The organism is Neoroseomonas soli, assembly GCF_018129065.1.
Classification (GTDB): Bacteria; Pseudomonadota; Alphaproteobacteria; order Acetobacterales; family Acetobacteraceae; genus Neoroseomonas; species Neoroseomonas soli.
The window spans coordinates 20,170-33,701 of the sequence record NZ_JAAEDM010000016.1 but is presented as its reverse complement, the minus strand read 5'-3'; the positions used below and the strand labels follow the sequence as shown (position 1 = coordinate 33,701).

At 71.5% G+C, this 13,532-nt stretch carries 13 protein-coding genes; 4 read left to right on the top strand and 9 right to left on the bottom strand.

What is annotated here, in order from left to right:
- Positions 1–9 precede the first annotated feature (9 nt).
- The gene (locus GXW76_RS08625; RefSeq protein WP_211861602.1) at positions 10–912 is read left to right on the top strand and encodes a class I SAM-dependent methyltransferase; all 903 of its coding nucleotides are present in this window, start codon (positions 10–12) and stop codon (positions 910–912) included.
- Between the two features lie 9 nt (positions 913–921).
- Here the strand turns inward: GXW76_RS08625 and GXW76_RS08620 are convergent, their stop codons facing one another.
- Positions 922–1,494, bottom strand: a complete 573-nt coding sequence (locus tag GXW76_RS08620) for a TetR/AcrR family transcriptional regulator (RefSeq protein WP_211861601.1) — start codon at positions 1,492–1,494, stop codon at positions 922–924.
- A gap of 130 nt (positions 1,495–1,624) precedes the next feature.
- On the opposite strand from GXW76_RS08620, the gene GXW76_RS08615 reads away from it, so the two are divergent.
- Positions 1,625–2,362, top strand: coding sequence for an oxygen-binding di-iron domain-containing protein (locus tag GXW76_RS08615; protein WP_211861600.1), 738 nt, complete (start codon positions 1,625–1,627; stop codon positions 2,360–2,362).
- Positions 2,363–2,486: 124 nt separating this feature from the next.
- On the opposite strand, the gene GXW76_RS08610 is transcribed toward GXW76_RS08615, so the two are convergent.
- On the bottom strand, positions 2,487–3,659 hold the full coding sequence (locus GXW76_RS08610; protein ID WP_211861599.1) for an acetyl-CoA C-acetyltransferase: 1,173 nt from the start codon (positions 3,657–3,659) through the stop codon (positions 2,487–2,489).
- A gap of 58 nt (positions 3,660–3,717) precedes the next feature.
- A complete protein-coding gene (locus tag GXW76_RS08605) occupies positions 3,718–4,950 on the bottom strand; it encodes an alpha/beta fold hydrolase (RefSeq protein ID WP_211861598.1) in 1,233 nt (410 codons plus the stop codon).
- Positions 4,951–5,262: 312 nt separating this feature from the next.
- Here GXW76_RS08605 and phaR point away from each other — a divergent pair, with 312 nt between their 5' ends.
- Together phaR and GXW76_RS08595 are read left to right on the top strand one after the other, a co-directional pair.
- Positions 5,263–5,880 carry a polyhydroxyalkanoate synthesis repressor PhaR gene (phaR, locus tag GXW76_RS08600; protein ID WP_246514038.1) on the top strand — a complete coding sequence of 206 codons (618 nt, stop codon included), beginning with the start codon at positions 5,263–5,265 and terminating at the stop codon, positions 5,878–5,880.
- Between the two features lie 84 nt (positions 5,881–5,964).
- Positions 5,965–6,414, top strand: coding sequence for a helix-turn-helix domain-containing protein (locus GXW76_RS08595; RefSeq protein WP_211861597.1), 450 nt, complete (start codon positions 5,965–5,967; stop codon positions 6,412–6,414).
- Positions 6,415–7,032: 618 nt separating this feature from the next.
- Here the strand turns inward: GXW76_RS08595 and GXW76_RS08590 are convergent.
- The 6 genes from GXW76_RS08590 to phnC all read right to left on the bottom strand — a co-directional run bounded on the left by GXW76_RS08590 (position 7,033) and on the right by phnC (position 13,425).
- Positions 7,033–9,258 carry a DUF6600 domain-containing protein gene (locus GXW76_RS08590; RefSeq protein WP_211861596.1) on the bottom strand — a complete coding sequence of 742 codons (2,226 nt, stop codon included), beginning with the start codon at positions 9,256–9,258 and terminating at the stop codon, positions 7,033–7,035.
- Positions 9,259–9,412: 154 nt separating this feature from the next.
- Positions 9,413–9,811, bottom strand: a complete 399-nt coding sequence (locus tag GXW76_RS08585) for a rhodanese-like domain-containing protein (RefSeq protein ID WP_211861595.1) — start codon at positions 9,809–9,811, stop codon at positions 9,413–9,415.
- Positions 9,812–9,870: 59 nt separating this feature from the next.
- A complete protein-coding gene (gene phnE, locus GXW76_RS08580; protein WP_211861594.1) occupies positions 9,871–10,707 on the bottom strand; it encodes a phosphonate ABC transporter, permease protein PhnE in 837 nt (278 codons plus the stop codon).
- Complete coding sequence (phnE, locus tag GXW76_RS08575; protein ID WP_211861593.1) at positions 10,704–11,606, bottom strand: phosphonate ABC transporter, permease protein PhnE; 903 nt, start codon at positions 11,604–11,606, stop codon at positions 10,704–10,706. The genes phnE (GXW76_RS08580) and phnE (GXW76_RS08575) overlap by 4 nt, the downstream gene beginning before the upstream one ends.
- Positions 11,603–12,601 carry a phosphate/phosphite/phosphonate ABC transporter substrate-binding protein gene (phnD, locus tag GXW76_RS08570; RefSeq protein WP_211861592.1) on the bottom strand — a complete coding sequence of 333 codons (999 nt, stop codon included), beginning with the start codon at positions 12,599–12,601 and terminating at the stop codon, positions 11,603–11,605. The genes phnE (GXW76_RS08575) and phnD overlap by 4 nt, the downstream gene beginning before the upstream one ends.
- Positions 12,602–12,624: 23 nt before the next feature.
- On the bottom strand, positions 12,625–13,425 hold the full coding sequence (gene phnC / locus GXW76_RS08565) for a phosphonate ABC transporter ATP-binding protein (protein ID WP_211861591.1): 801 nt from the start codon (positions 13,423–13,425) through the stop codon (positions 12,625–12,627).
- Positions 13,426–13,532 lie beyond the last annotated feature (107 nt).

The following is a 13,532-nucleotide window of genomic DNA, read 5'->3' as shown; positions in this document are numbered from 1 at the left end:
TGGCGCCGCATGGGTATGGATGCGCTGAAAGCGACGGTGGCGCGGCGCTTCGCGCGCGTCGGGACAGAGGACGCCAGGCACCTCTGGACCTGCCCGGCGGAGGAATTCGCGACCGTCGCCAGGCCATCGGACACCTGGTGGAAGGCCGGGGAACAGGCCTATTTCGGGGAGGCCTACCGCGAGATCGCAGCGCGCTTCCCGCGCGACCCGGCCAATCCCGCGATCACCGAGGATGAGCTGACGCGGCGCGAAGCCGACATGATCTGCCGCATCGCCGGCGAGCATTTCGGACCGCGGCGGCCGCGCATCCTCGACATTCCCTGCGGCACCGGCCGGCATGCGAGCGAACTCCTGCGCCGCCGCTACGACGTCGTCGCCATGGACCTGCAGGAGGAAAGTCTGCGCATCGCGCGCGCGAGCGGAACCACCACCTGCGCCGCGGCCGAGATGCGGCACCTGCCCGTGGCGGACGGCGCCTTCGACCTCGTCCTGAACATGTGGAACTCCTTCGGCTATTTCCTCGACGAGGCCGATGAGATCGAGGCGCTGAAGGAATTCCGCCGTGTCCTGCGCCCGGGCGGCCTCGCCCTGGTCCATGGCGATCTCGACGCGCATGCGGCGCTCGAGGGGCGCTGGGTCCAGCACATGAAGGTCCCGCTCGGCGACGGGGTGCTGTTCCTGGTGCGCCAGGTCTTCGTCGCCGCGCTCGGCGGCCTGGTCTGCCTGTCCTGGGTGATCTTCCCGGGCGAGGAACCGTTCCAGAGCCCCGCCTACTTCCTGCGCACCTGGGGCGATGCCGACTGGGAACGGCACGGCCGCGCCGCCGGCTTCGGTGCTGCGCGGATCCTGCGTCCGTCGGCGGACGGACCAGGTGCGGGCCGCCGGGAATGGGTGGTGCTGCTCGAGGCCTGATGCCGTCGATCACGGCTGGCCGAGGATGGCCGTCACCATCGCCGTCACCGCCTCGGCCTCCGCGAGCCCCGCTTCGCGCACGAGGCCGCGCCAGGTGAAGTAGCCAAGCGCCAGGTGCAGCATCGCGCGCTGCTGCTGCGTCAGGCCTTCCGACAGGATCTCGTGGACGGCCTGCATCCAGGGCGCGAGCCGCAGGCCGACGGTTTCCCGGGTCAGCGCATGGTGTTCCGCATCGCGCAGGACGCAGCCCGCGAGTTTCGCATTGCGCCCGTACCATCCGTATATCGCCGCGAGCCCTGCCCGCAGCCGTGCCTCGGGCTTCGCCCCAGCATGCCAGGCCTGCGGGTCGGGCAGCGGGTCGCGCTCGAGCGCGAGGCCGGAGCAGGCACGGTGAAGGCTCCGCTCATCGGGGAAGTGGGCATAGAGGGTGTGACGCTGAACCTGCGCCCGCTCGGCCACCATGGTGATCGTCGTCTGCGCCGGCCCGATGCTGCCATGGAGCTCGACCGCCGCCTCGACGATGCGCTGGCGGGTTTCGGCCTGCCGCTCGGCCCGGCGCTTGAGGGTGTAGGGGCGTGCCATGCGGTTTCCATTGCACGGTGTTGTGCGATCATTATTGACAGCGAGATCGGAATGAATGCACGATAGCGTACTTCGAAAATAAACAGAAGGCCCATCATCGGCCCGGCCCGCCCCCAAGGGAGACAGCACCATGAACGCGCGCATCGGCGAGATCGCCGACGGCATCTTCAGGCTTTCGGTCCGTGTGGACGCGATCGCCCCGCCGGCCGGCTTCACCTTCAACCACTTCGTCGTGCTCGGGGATGAACCGCTGCTCTTCCACGCCGGGCTGCGGGGCATGTTCCCGGTGCTGCGGGAGGCGCTCGGCCACCTGATCCCGCCGGAGAAGCTGCGCTGGATCAGCTTCGGCCATTATGAGGCGGACGAGTGCGGGGCGATGAACGAATGGCTCGCCGTGGCGCCGCGGGCCGAGGTGGCGCACGGCCAGACCGGCTGCATGGTGTCGCTGAACGACATGGCCGACCGCCTGCCGCGCGTGCTGCAGGACGGCGAGGTGATCGACCTCGGCAAGGGCAGGCGGGTCCGCTACGTCGACACGCCGCACATCCCGCACGGTTGGGATGCCGGCGTGCTCTATGAGGAGGCGTCGGGCACGCTGCTGTGCGGAGATCTCTTCACCCAGGTGGGGGATGGTCCCGCGCTGACCGGCTCGGACATCGTCGGCCCGGCCATCGCCACCGAGGACTATTTCAGGTTCTCGAGCCTGAACCCCGGCATGGGGCGGACGATCCGCCGGCTGGCGGAGATCTCGCCGCGGACGCTGGCGCTGATGCACGGCCCGTCTTTCGCCGGCGATTGCGCCGCCGCGCTGCGGGATCTCGCCGACGACTACGATGCCCGGGTCCGGGCCTCGCTGTCGGTCACGTAGGGCAGCCCTGGCCCGCAACGCCCCACGGGCTTCTTCTCCCGGCCCCGCCAGGTTCCGGTTTCCAAAGGCCTTTCGGCCTTTGGCGGGGGAGTGCGAGGGGGCGGCGCCCCCTCGCGTGTCGCGACTACCGCTCGAGGCACATGGCGACACCCATGCCGCCGCCGATGCACAGCGTCGCCAGGCCCTTCTTGGCGTTCCGCTTCTGCATCTCGAACAGCAGGGTCGTCAGCACGCGGGCGCCGGAGGCCCCGATCGGGTGCCCGAGCGCGATCGCGCCGCCGTTCACGTTGACCTTCGACGTATCCCAGCCGAGGTCCTTGTTCACGGCGAGCGCCTGCGCCGCGAAGGCCTCGTTCGCCTCGATCAGGTCGAGGTCGTCGATCTTCCAGCCCGCCTTGGCGAGCGCCTTGCGGGAGGCCGGGATCGGACCCGTGCCCATGATCGACGGATCGACGCCCGCGGTCGCCCAGGAGACGATTCGCGCCAGCGGCGTGATGCCGCGCTTGGCCGCTTCCGCGGCCGTCATCACCACCGCCACCGCGGCGCCGTCATTGATGCCGGAGGCGTTGCCGGCGGTGACCGTGCCGTCCTTGGCGAAGGCCGCGCGCAGCTTCGCGAGGATTTCCATCGTCGTCTCGGGCTTCGGGTATTCGTCGCTGGAGACGACGACGTCGCCCTTGCGGCCCTTCACCGTGACGGGGGTGATCTCGTCCGCGAAGCGGCCGGCCTTCATCGCCTCGCCAGCCTTGCGCTGGCTGTTGAAGGCGAATTCGTCCTGCTCGGCGCGGGTGATCTGGAACTTCTGGGCGACGTTCTCGGCGGTGTTGCCCATGTGGTAGCCGTGGAAGGCGTCCATCAGGCCGTCGCGCAGCATGGTGTCGACCAGCGCGAGGTCGCCCATCTTCTGCCCGGCGCGCAGCTGCTGGGCGTGCGGCGCCTGGGTCATGCTCTCCTGGCCGCCGGCGACGACGATGCGGGCGTCGCCCGAAGCGATCTGCTGGGCGGCGAGCGCGACCGCGCGCAGGCCCGAGCCGCAGAGCTGGTTGATCCCGAAGGCGGTGTGCTCGACCGGGATGCCGGCGTTGACGCTGGCCTGGCGGGCCGGGTTCTGGCCCGCGCCGGCGGCGAGGATCTGGCCGAGGATCACCTCGTCCACGTCGCCACCCTCGATCCTGGCGCGCTCCATGGCGGCCTTGATGGCGATGGTGCCGAGCGCGTGCGCGGGCAGGGAGGCGAAGGCCCCGTTGAAGGAGCCGACCGGCGTGCGGGCGGCGGAGGCGATGACGATCTCGGTCATGACTGGTTGTTCTCCCTTAGGGCCATTGCGGCGCAGCATGCGCCTGGGCGGGGGGTGGCTACAAGCGCCGGAGCCATGCGGTGAAGGGCTGCCAGAGCGCCGCTTCCGCCCCGGCGCCGGCGACCATGCCGATATGCCCGCCGGCGGCGATGTGCGTCGTGCCGTGCCGCAGCCGCGCCGCGGCCGCCCGCGCGGAGGCCGGGGGCACGATGCGGTCGCGTTCCGGAATGCCGGCGAAGGCCGGACCGTCCCAGGCGGCCGGGTCCACCACCTGGCCGGCGACGCGCCAGGCGAGCCGCCCCGGCTCGTTCCGGCCGTACCAGCCGGCGAGGCATTGGCGGGCGACCGGGGCGGGCAGGGGGATGCCGTCGTTCAGCCAGTCCTCCAGCGCGACGAACAGCGCTGCACGCTCGGAACCGGGGTCGAGCCTGGCGAAGGCGCGGAACTTCTGCGCGATGCCAAAGGGATCGAGCAACGCGAAGAGCGACTGGATCGCGTCCACCGGCAACGCGCCGGTCGGCTCCATCATGGTCTCGAGCCCCGGCAGCAGGGCGGCGGCGGTGCGGGCGCGGCGCGGCCCGTCCGGCCCGGCGTGGAAATCCCAGGGCGTGGCGAGCAGCGCCAGCGCGCGCACGCGGTCGGGCCGGCGCAGCGCCCCGGCCAGCGCGAGCAGCCCGCCCATGCAGTAGCCCGCCAGCACCACCGGACCGGGCGCGGCGGCGAGTGCGCGTTCGAGCCGTCCGGCGATGTAGTCGGTCAGGGTGAAGTTGCGCTCCGCCTCGCCGGGCCAGCCCCAGTCGAGCAGCAGGGTGCGGAAGCCCTGGCCGGGCAGCCAGCGCATCAGCGAACGCGGCGGCGTCAGGTCCAGCACATAGGCGCGGTTCACCAATGACGGGACGAACAGAACCGCGGGGCCGTCCCCGCCGAAATCGAGCATGCGGGAGCCGCCCTCCGCCCAGATCGCCGGCGGGTCGGCGGCCTCGCGCTGCCAGGGGTGGCGGCGATAGGCGGCGAGCCCGGCGATCATCGCGCGGTCGGCCCGCGCCAGCCGGGTCAGGACGGCGGTGCCGAAGGCTTCAGGCGCGTGGCCCGCGGCGGCCAGGGCCGCGAGGATCCTGTCCCTTTCCGCCTGGCCCGCCCTCGAGATCGGCCAGGCGGCGCTCGAGTTCAGCCAGGCGCTCGGCCATGGCGGCCCGGGCAGGCTGGTCGTCGCGGCCAGCGCCCGCATGCCCGCCAGCCCCAGATGCAGGGGCAGCGGGCGGGGGCCCCGGCGGCGGAGCGGGCCGGTCATGCGGATAGGCCCCATGGCGCGGCGCCATGGCCGTGGCCGCGCGCATCCAGGCGGCGCCCAGCGCGGCCCAGGCAGCCCACTGCTCTGCCAGTTCGGGATCGGCCGCCAGGCCGGCGATCTCGCTCTGCCACAGCGTGATCCAGTCCTCCGCGAGGCTGTCGAGATCCTCAGGCCGTTCCATCGGGGCTCCTCGCCGCGCCGGACCATAGCCCCGGGCGGCCGCGGACGGAACGGTGCCGATTGCGTATTTCGCACTGCGGCATCGGGCGTGTTAGCATGCCTCATACAGGGTTGAAGCGAGGCGAAATGTCGATGGCTGGAACCAAGGCCGCGGGGATGGTGCAGGGCGACGAGGCCCCGGCCCCGCCGGTGGTCGTGAAGAAGTACGCCAACCGCCGTCTCTACAATACCGAGGCCTCGACCTACGTCACCCTCGACGACCTGGCCAAGATGATCCGCGACGGCCGCGATTTCGTGGTCTACGACGCCAAGACCGGGGACGACATCACCCGCTCCGTCCTGACGCAGATCATCGTCGAGGAGGAGAGCAAGGGCGGGCAGAACCTGCTGCCCACCGCCTTCCTGCGCCAGCTGATCGGCTATTACGGGGACAACCTGCAGGGCCTGGTGCCGCGCTACCTCGAATTCGCCATGGCGTCCTTCGGGCGCCAGCAGGATCAGATGCGCCGCACGATGGAGCAGGCGATCGGCGGATTCGTGCCCTTTCCCCCCTCGTTCCCGAACCTCGAGGAGATGGGCAAGCAGAACATGGCCATGCTGGAACGCGCCATGAGCCTGTTCGCGCCCTTCGCCCGGCGGGAGGACGGGGGCGCCCCGGCAGCCGGGCCGGAGGTCGATGCGTTGCGGGCGGAGATCGATTCGCTCCGCGAGGAACTTGCAAGGTTGCGCTCGGCTCGGCCGAAGGCCTAGAGTCGTCTCGGCTTCGTGATGCGCGCAGAAGTAGAAGATCTGTTTTCTGGCGCACGCGAATTCGATAGTCTAGGTGACAACGCCATGAGCCTGTCTCCCACCTCCAATCTGCACGCCGCCGACCCCCCGGGGGAGGACGAGAGTTCCACGCAACGAGCAAGCGTCGTCGATCACCATGTCGGCGCACGGATACGCGAACGCCGGACGATGCTCGGCCTCTCGCAGCAACAGTTGGCCAAGATGATCGGGGTCACCTACCAGCAGGCGCACAAGTACGAGCGCGGGCTGAACAGGATCTCTGCCGGGCGGTTGTTCGAGATCGCGCAGGTCCTCGACGTCCCGGTGTCCTACTTCTTCGAGGGGCTGCAGCCGGGCGGCGAGGCCCAGCCGGTCTCCCCCCGCCAGCGCATGTTCCTCGAACTCGCGCGCAACTTCGCCCTGATCGACAACGACAAGCACCAGGAAGCCCTGAGCCAGATGGCCCGCGCCCTGGCCGCGCAGTCCCAGGCAGCGCAGCGCGACCGCGAGGACTGAGCGCCCGACCCGCACCGAGGCCATGAGGCCGCCCGGTTCGCCTGGGCGGCCTTTTTCATGCGCGTGCAGGACTGCCGATGTGCGGTTCCCGCGTAGTTCGAAGATCCTTCGCCTGCGCCCCGCAAATCATGTTGCGCTGCATACGCCTGGCTTCCCAACTGGCGTCACCGCCTGGCGTGCCCGTCCTTCAACCGTCGGCGCCTTCGCGGCGCCGGCATCGCCCTTGGCCTGGCTGCCACGCGGCCCGGCGACATCGCGCCATGCGCTCGATCCCCGGGGGCAATCATCGTGCCGGCGTGACCGCCTCGGCCGTGCCGCTGTCCAACGGCATGACGGACGGGAGGGCGAAGGGCGCTGCCTCATGGCATCGCGTTCTTCGACCAAGCCGTGCGACTGGGCCTGTCGATCAGCGGCCGGCCGGCGCCGCTCCCGCCCTCTGCCCGCGCGCGATGCACCGAGGCGTCAACGGGCTTCGTGCGGGCGCAGCCGTGGTTCCAGGACCTGACGCCGGTTTCGACGGCCCGATCGGCGAGCCCGTGCCGGAACGGCCGGCGCGGGCCGTTCCGGTTGGCGGGGCCTTGCCGCGCAGACGCGGCCGCGGCGGCAGGGTGCCGCGGATCAGTTCTCAGGTCGCTGCTGGTTGCGCCGCGGGTTGGCCTGGTGCTGCTGCTCGGCGGCGCGGCGCTGTTGCTGCTCGGCACCGTGCCGTTGCTGCTGCTCCACGGCGCGACGCTGCTGCTCCATGGCTTGGCGCTGCTGCTGTTCCATGGCGCGGCGTTGCTGCTGTTCCGCACCGCGGCGCTGCTGTTCCTCCATGGCCCGGCGCTGCTGTTCGACGGCCTGGCGTTGCTGCTGTTCCGCGCCGCGGCGTTGCTGTTCCTCCATGGCCCGGCGCTGCTGTTCGACGGCCTGGCGTTGCTGCTGTTCCGCGCCGCGGCGTTGCTGTTCCTCCATGGCCCGGCGTTGCTGCTCGACGGGCTGGCGTTGCCGCTGGTCCGCGCCTTCGGGGCGCACCGCGTCGAGGCGGCCGCGCTGGCGTTCTTCGCCCGGGCGAGGGGGCTGGCCCTGCGTGCGCTGCTGGTCCTCGACCACCCGGCCTGGCCGGTCGGCCGCACGGCGCTGATGTTCCTCCATCAGGCGGCGTTGCTGCTCGATGGCCTGGCGCTGCTGGTCGTCCAGGGGTGGGCGCGGGCCGCCGGGTGCGGGAGAAGTCCCGGCTCGCGGCGGCGCCGTCGCGTCCCTTTGCGGCATCGGGGTGCCTGGGCGCGCGCCCGGCGGCAGCGCCGGCCTTCCGGCGACAGGCTCATCCGGGCGACGATCGGCCCAGCGCCGTCCCTCGGGGGGACCACGCATCTCGTCCGGCAGGCGCTCCCGCAGCGCCGCATGCGGTTCGGCGGAGGGACCCCGCCGCGCCGGCCCGCGGCGCAGTGCGTCCGGCGCAATGCCGAGTCTCTCGGCGGCCAGCGGCGTCAGCCCCGCCGTGCCCGGCCCGGGGCGAGGGACGCCCTCCTGCAGCGACGCCACCCGGCGCCGGTCCTCCGGCCGCACGCGCGCCATCTCCTGCCGCACGGGACGGGACCGCAGCATCGCCTCGGCCGGCACGACCGTCGCGTAGCGCCGGTTGCGGAACTGCTCGATCGTCTCCCCGCGGCGGAAGTCGCGCCCGTCGCGGTTCTGCACCCAGACGTTCGTCACCTCGCGCACATTGGTGACGTAGCGGAGGTTCACCCGCTCCACGTAGCGGGGAGAGGCGCGATACCATGGGTAATAGGCCTCGCGCGGCGCGAGCGGCACCCAGGCGACCGGCGCATAGCCCGGCCCGCCGTAGCCGCCGCCGAAGAAGCGCACATTGGCGGGGGCCCAGACCGGGCTCGGCATGAGTGCACCCACGGCCACCACCACCACCGGCGTCCAGGCCCAGCGCGGGCCGATCTGGACCCAGCGGCCGTAATGGGACGGCGCATAGCCCCAGGGCTGCGCGTCCACCCAGGTCCAGCCCCAGGGTTCCACCCACTCCCAGTAGCCGTCGCGATAGGGCGCCCAGGAGGCGGCGACGTTCGGATACCAGACCTGGCCGTATTCGGGGCTCGGCGCCCAGGTGCCATAGGCGGCCAGTTCGCCGATGCCCGTCATGCCGGCGGCGGCGGCCGGAACGGCGTAGCGCTGCGGCGGCAGGACGCCATCGGCCCAGGCGACCAGGGGCGAGCCCGGCCCTGCCCGCTCGATGCGCGGGGGCGCGCCCTCGGCGAAGATCGCGGCCTGGCCCGAGGTCAGGCGCATTTCCCCGCCGCCGGTGGCGAGCAGGGCCTCGCCTTCCAGCACGGCGACGCGCGAGGGGCCGCTCTCCGGCACCTCGAAAAGGTAGCGGCCCTGAACCGGCAGGGTGACGCCCGCCTGCGGCGTGACGATCTGCGCCGTCTCTCCCGGTGCGACGCCGGAAAGCGTCACATACGCCGCGCCGCGCGGCAGCGTGGCAGCCAGCGCCCTGTCATCGAGCGCAGCCAACTGGAGGTCGGAACCACCCTCCAGCGCGATGCGGCTCTGGCCGACCTCCAGCAGCGCGCGACTGCCTGGCGCCGCGTAGATGGCATTGCCCTCGGTGATGGGGAGGTTCCGGCTTGCCGGCTGCCATTGCTCGTCGCCGGGCAGGCGATAGGAGACCTGGCCGCTCAGGCGCGCGATGCGCCCGACGCGCGTCGGCGGGTCGAACGGTTCGGCCGCGGTGGCGTCCGCGCCGGCGACGGGCGGGGGCAAGGGTTGCGCCGGCAGCGGCGCCGGCAGCAGCAGGGCGAGCGGAAGCGCCAGGATCGCTGCGCGTGTGCCCGGCTTCGTGAAGCTGCGCATGGCCTGCTTCTCCTTGGGCGCGGACGGCGCCATGGGAGATCAACGCCCATCATATGGGGAAGTTGAGGGCGCCTTTCTGGCAATGCGGGGGCATCACGCCGCCCTTACACCATGAAACCTCATCCACGCGCTTGAGGGGCGAAGCCCCTCGCGGTCAGCGGTGCTTCGGTTCGGGCATTTCCACCGCGCCACCGCCGTTCCGCCAGGCCGTGAAGCCGCCGCCCACATGCGCGACGTTCTCCAGCCCCATCTCCTGCGCGGTCTTCGTCGCCAGCGCGGACCGCCAACCGCTCGCGCAGTAGAAGAGGAATTTCCTGGGCTCGGCGAAGACCGGCTTGGCGTAGGGGCTCTCCGGATCGATCCAGAATTCGAGCATGCCGCGCGGGCAGGAGAAGGATCCGGGAACGCGCCCTTCGCGCTGGATCTCGCGCGGGTCGCGCAGATCGACGAAGACCACGCCGTCATTTCCCAGCAGGCGCAGGGCCTGGTCCACGGGCACCGTCTCGATGACCGCGTTCGCTTCCTCGAGCAGCGCCTTGTAGCCCTTCCTCATCGCATTCTCCCGTTCGACGGCGGGAGGATGCGCCGCGCGGCCGCGGGCCACAACGCCCGTCAGGCGCGGGTGCCGATCAGCCTGCGGCGGATCCGGGCGGACAGGAAGTCGATGGCCGCGACCGTCACGATCATCAGCAGGATGATGAAGGCGACCTCGTCCCAGTGCCGCACGCGGATGCGCTCGGCGATCTGCAATCCGATGCCGCCCGCGCCCACCACGCCGAGGATGGCGGCCGAGCGCGTATTGCTTTCGAAGAAATACAGCGCCTGCGCGAGCATCACCGGCGCGACCTGCGGCAGGATGCCGAAGCGCACGGCGGATAGCCGCCCGCCGCCCGCGGCGACGACGCCTTCGGCCTGCTTTCTCTCCGCGTTCTCGATCGCTTCGGCGTAGAGCTTCGCCAGCACCGCGATATCCGCCGTGAAGATCGCGAGCACGCCCGCAAGCGGCCCGAGCCCCACCGCCCGAACATAGGCCAGCGCCCAGATCAGCTGGTCCACGCCGCGGAAGCCATCGAGCAGGCGGCGCAGCGAGAAGCGCCACAGCACGCTGGTGACGACGTTGCGCGCGCCGAGGAAGCCGAGCGGCACCGCGACGATCGCCGCCATGAAGGTGCCGAGGAAGGCCATGGCGACGGATTCCGCCATGCCCTTCAGGATCTCGACCCAGAGTTCGCCCGGGGAGGGCGGTACCATCAGCACGACGATGGTGCCGAGGCCCGAGAGCCCGTTCCACAGCCGCTGCGGCGTGAAGCCGAACCACCACAGCGCGCCGGCGAACCAGGCGAGGAACAGCGCCCACCCGACCGCGCGCAACGCGCGCCGCGCCGGGGAAACACCGAAGGCCGCGGGCATGCGTTCCCGCCACGTCGCGACATTCGCGCGCGGCATCATCGCGCCGCCTCCAGCCGCCCGATCGCGGCGTGGCGCAGGCGTTCGGAGAGCAGGTCCACGCAGGCGACGGTCAGGATGATCAGCATGACGATGGCGCTGATCTCCTCATAGTAGTTGAAGGAGATCACCTTGTAGAGTTCCTCCCCGATGCCGCCGGCGCCGACGAAGCCGATCACGCTCGCGGAGCGGATGTTCACCTCGAAGCGCAGCAGCAGGTAGGAGATGATGTTGGGCAGCACCTGCGGCAGCACCGCGAAGCGGCAGGCATGCAGCCAGGATCCGCCGGCGCTCTGCACGCCTTCCCAGGCCTTGAGGTCCGCGTTCTCGATCGCTTCCGCGAACAGCTTGCCGTTGGCGCCGGCCGAATGCAGCGCGATGGCGAGGATGCCCGCCAGCGGCCCGACGCCGAAGGCCCAGACGAAGATCAGCGCATAGACGATCTCGGGGACGGTGCGCAGCGCTTCGAGCGACCGGCGCGCCAGATGGAAGGCGAGCGGCGAGGGCGCGATGTTGCGCGCCGCCGGAAAGGCCAGCACCAGCGCCGCGGCCGAGCCGAGCAGCGTGGCGAGCGCCGCCATGTTGGCGGTTTCCAGGATCAGCAGCGCCCATTCGGGCAGGCGGTAGAACCAGAAGGCGATGGAGCCTTCCGTCTCCGATCCCGCGAACAGCGCGTGCCAGCGCAGGTCCGGCAGGATGCGGGCGAAGTATTCGCCGATGCGCGGCAGGCCGGCCCAGAGGGTGGCGGGATGCGCCTCGCTGACCCAGGCCGCGGCGAGCAGGCAGGCAAGCAGGATCAGCCCGCCGAGAAGCGCCTGTGCGCGCTTCTGTCGGCGGGCCGCCCGGTAGGCTTCCTCCCCGCGGATCACCGCAGGGAGGTCGTTGCCGTAGGCCGTGCTCACGAACGCCGGCGGCGCGCGGCGGCTTCCTCGCGCCGCAGCTCGACGATCAGGTCGAAGGTCTGGTGGTTGACTTCGCGGTAGCCGGTTCCGCCGCCGCGCTCGACCTGGCGGTAGATGTCCGGATGCGCCTTGGGCAGCGCCAGATGGAAGCGCTTGATGTCTTCCTTGAAGGCCGCCGGCAGCGCGCTGCGCGCGGTCAGCGGGCCGTTCGGGATCGGGTCGGAGGTCCAGATCACGCGGAGGTCGGACATGTTGAGCATGCCCTTCTCGACCATCGCGCGCAGGTTGCCGCGGCTGTAGCCCTGCGCGGCGTCGCCCTGGCCCGAGGCCCAGGTCACCGCGCCGTCGTACTGGCGCTGCAGCACGGCGACGACGCCCTGCTCGTGGCCGCCGGCGAAGCCGGTGCGGGTGAAATACTGCCCGCTCTCGACGCCGATGCCGGCGCGGCGCAGCGCGAAGCGCGGGATCAGATAGCCCGAGGTCGAGTTCGGATCGGCCCAGGCGAGCGACTTGCCGCGCATCTGCTCGAGGTTGGTGATGCCGGAATCCGCCCGCACCACCATCACCGCGACATAGGCGATGGAGCCGTCATTCTCCTCGGCGACGACCAGCGGCTCGACGCCGCCATTGGTGTCGAGCCAGGCGCCCGCGTAGCCGGAGGCGCCGAGGCTCGCGACCTCGATCTGCCCGGCCGAGAAGGCCTGCAGCACGCCCGCGTAGTCGGAAGCGGGGAAGAGGCGCGTCGGCACGCCGAAGGTGCGCTCCAGCAGCTCGCGATAGGCGCCGAAGCGGCCGAGGCGGTCGGCCTCGTTCTCGCCGCCCAGCAGGCCGACGCGCAGCTGCGGGACCTGTTCCGCCCAGGGGCGGCGGCCGGCTTCCGGCATCGCGGTGCTGGCGTCGAGCGTGCGGCGCATCGCCTGCTGCTGCGCGGCGGCGAGGCCGGGCGTCAGCAGCGCGCCGGCGGCCAGGCCGGCGAGGGTGCGGCGGGTGATCATCGGAACTCTCCCTTGGGGGTGGGTCAGGCGGCGATGGCGGCGTGGCGGGGCGTGGCGCCGACGGCGATGGCCGCCTCCTCGGCGAATTCCTCCTCGCTCACGCCATAGACTTCGCGGATGCGCTGCGCGGTCAGGTGCTCGGGCGGGCCGTCGAAGACCAGGCGGCCGGCGTTCAGCGCGACGATGCGGTCGCAGTAGTCGCGCGCGGTGGCGAGGTCGTGCAGGTTGACCAGCACCGTGATGCCTTCCCGGTTCACGCCGCGCAGCGATTCCATGACGATGCGGGAGTTGCGCGGGTCGAGGCTCGCGATCGGCTCGTCGGCGAGGATGATGCGCGGTTCCTGCAGCATGGCGCGCGCGATCGCGACGCGCTGCTGCTGCCCGCCGGAAAGCGTGTCGGCACGCTGCAACGCGGTCTCGGCGAGGTCGAAGCGGTCCAGCGCGGCCAGCGCCATGGCGCGCTCCTCCGCCGTGAACATGCGCAGCAGGGAGGTCATCACCGGCCGCCGGTTCAGCCGCCCGACCAGAACGTTGGTCAGCACGTCGAGCCGCTGCACCAGGTTGAACTGCTGGAAGATCATGGCGCAGCGCATGCGCCAGTCGCGCAGGGCGCGGCCACGCAGGGCGGTGACGTCGGTGCCCTCGAAGCGGATGCGCCCGTCCGACGGATCGGTCAGGCGGTTGACCATGCGCAGCATGGTGGACTTGCCCGCGCCGGAGCGGCCGATGACGCCGACCATCTGTCCCGCGGGGATGCGCAGGCTCACGCCGTTCACGGCCGTCCTGTCGCCGAAGCGGCGCGTCAACCCATCGATTTCCAGCATGGTCCCGGTGCCTCCGTATTGCGGCGCAGTAGCAGCGGGCCGTGACTCCCGGATGACGAGCGCATGACAGACCCGTTGCGGCGCGCGGTTGCCGTCGGTGGAGGCGG